At 68.1% G+C, this 2,904-nt stretch carries 1 protein-coding gene; it reads right to left on the minus strand.

Annotation, left to right across the window (positions count from 1 at the left end):
• On the minus strand, window positions 1-2,904 hold a 2,904-nt coding region (locus AQI94_RS42110; RefSeq protein ID WP_159050660.1), incomplete at both ends, for a condensation domain-containing protein.

Raw genomic sequence — 2,904 nt, forward strand, 5'->3', positions numbered from 1 at the left:
TCCCACCAGGACCGAACAACCGCTGTCGGCCAGCATGAACCGCAAGCGGTCGGCCGGGAACTCGGGGTCGAGGGGCAGATACGCGCCGCCGGCCTGCCACACCGCCAGCACCGCCACCACCATGTCAAGACCGCGCTCCACGCACAGCCCCACCACCGACTCCGGCCCCACCCCCACACCCTGCAGATAATGCGCCAGCCGATTCGCCCGAGCCATCAACGCGCCATACGACAACACGGAGTCACCCGAAACCAATGCCACCGCATCCGCAGTGCACTCCGCCTGAGCAGCGATCAGCTCCTGCACCCCGGCCACCGACGGCAGTTGCACGGACGTGTCGTTCCACCCCCGCACCACCTGATCCCGCTCCACCGACGACAACACCGGCAGCTCACCCACACGCCGCCCCGCGTCCTCCGCCACCGCCTCCAACACCGTCACCAAATGCCCGGCCAACCGCTCCACCGTCACGGCATCGAACAACGCGGTGCTGTACTGGATCCCGGCCTTCAGGGAGCCGTCGTCAGCCTCTTCGAGCATGACCCACAGGTCGAAGGCCACAGCGATCTGCGCGGCCGGGGAGTCCGGGTTGCCGGAGGCATCATTCGCGCCCTGGCCACCCGCGCCCGTGTCGGTGCCGTAGCTGAAGAAGACCTGGAAGAGCGGGGTGCGTGAGCGGTCGCGTTCGACGACCAGCTCGTCCACCAACTGCTCGAACGGCAGATCCTGATGGGCATAGGCCCCCAGCGCCATCTGCCGTACACGGCCCAGGAGTTCGGTGAACGTCGGGTCACCTGACAGATCCGTCCGCATCACCAACGTGTTCACGAAGAACCCGATCAGGTCCTCCGTCTCGGCCCGGTTCCGGTTGGCAACCGGCGTGCCCACGGCCACGTCCTGCGATCCCGCGCAACGCCCCAACAGCACGTTCAGCGCGGCCAGCAACGTCATGAACATCGTCGTCCCGTTGGACCGCGACAGGCCTCGCAGCGCCTCTACCGTGTCGGCCGGAACGGTGAACGGGGCCATCGATCCCTTCGTGGACCGCACCGGCGGGCGGGGCCGGTCGGTGGGCAGCTCCAGTGTCGGGACGTCTGCGAGCTGGGTTCGCCAGTAGGACAGTTGGTCGTCGACGACCTCGCCTTCCAGCCACTGCCGCTGCCAGGCGGCGAAGTCGGCGTACTGCACCGCCAGCGGCGGCAACGGGTCCGGCGATCCCGTACGGAACGCCTCGTACAGTGCCGACAGTTCGCGCCGCAGAATCCTCGACGACCACTCGTCGGAGACCACGTGATGGGTCAGAAGCGCCAACAGGTGCTGCCGCTCGTCCAATCGGATCAGCGCCGCCCTGATCAGCGGGCCTTCCGCCAGATCGAACGGCGCGCTCGCGTCCTGCAGCGCCAAACGCTCGGCCTCGCCCACCGGATCGGCGCTCTCCGACACGTCCACCACCGGCAGGAAAAGGGCCGACGGCGGATCGACCAACTGGTGCGCCACTCCGTCGGCGCCGGCCACCAGACGAGTCCGCAGGACCTCGTGCCGCGCGACCACCGCACTGAGCGCGGCGGTGAGCGCCTCTACGTCCAACTCTTCGTCCCATGGCAGGTAAAGGGGCAGGTTGTACTCGACCGAGCCGGGCTCCAGCTGGTCCAGGAACCACAGGCGTTGCTGCGCGAACGACAACGGCAGCGGCTCGTCCCTGCTGACCACGCTCCACTGCGGCTCCCGTGCACCCGGCACCACCGCGTCCAGGGCAGTGGCGAGTCCGGAGACCGTCGGGCGGTCGAACATCGTTGCCAGCGGCAGGTTCACACCGAACAGCTCACGCACACGGGACATCACCTGGGTGGCGAGGAGGGAGTGTCCACCCAGTTCGAAGAAGTTGTCCGTGGCCCCGACCTGGTCCAGCCCTAGGAGCTGCGCCCAAATGTCCGCCACCAGCTCCTCGGTCGCTCCCGACGGGGTCACATAGGCGTCCAGTTGCCGGGACTCCTCCGGGTCCGGCAGGGCTGCGCGGTCGAGCTTGCCGTTCGGGGTGAGGGGCAGGGCCGCCAGCTCGGTGAAGACGGACGGAATCATGAAAGCCGGCAGATGAGCACCCGCGTACGTCCGAAGATCCGTCACCGACGGAACACCCTCCGCCACGTCCTCAGGAACGAGATAAGCCGCGAGCCGGCGGTCCTCCTCATCACCGAAGGCAACCACGACCGCGGTACGAATCTGAGGGTGCGTGCTGAGAACGGCTTCGATCTCGCCGGGTTCGATACGGAAGCCACGCACCTTGACCTGCTGATCCGCCCTGCCCACGAAGTCCAGCTGCCCATCGGGAAGCCAACGGCCCCGGTCACCCGAGCGGTACATGCGCGAACCGTCAGCCATGAAGGGGTCGGGAAGGAAACGCTCACCGGTCAGGGCCGGACGACCGGCATAGCCACGGGCCACCTGCGGCCCGGCAATGAACACCTCACCCGCCACACCCACCGGGACGGGCGCCAGCCGGTCGTCGAGCACATACAGGCGGGCGTTGGCCACCGGCGAGCCGATCGGCGGCACACCTTCTGCGCCCTCGACCGCACCTGCCGTGACCATGACGGTCGCCTCGGTCGGGCCATAGGTGTTCACGAGACGACGGCCGGGCGACCACGCCCTGGCGACCTGCTCCGTCAGCCGCTCCGCACCCAGCAACAACGTCTCGACACCGGACACCTGCCCGGGGTCCAAAACACCCAACAACGACGGCACCACACTCGCCGCACCCACACCCTGCGCACAGATCATGGACGTCAGCGCCTCGGGCTCCGCCCGCTCCCCCGCACTCGCCACCACCAGCGTGCCACCGTGCGCAAGCGTCACCGCGATGTCCAGCACCGCCGCATCAAAACTGAAGGACGCGAACTGCAACAC

Origin of the sequence: Streptomyces pseudovenezuelae (assembly GCF_001513955.1) — a bacterium.
Classification (GTDB): domain Bacteria; phylum Actinomycetota; class Actinomycetes; order Streptomycetales; family Streptomycetaceae; genus Streptomyces; species Streptomyces pseudovenezuelae.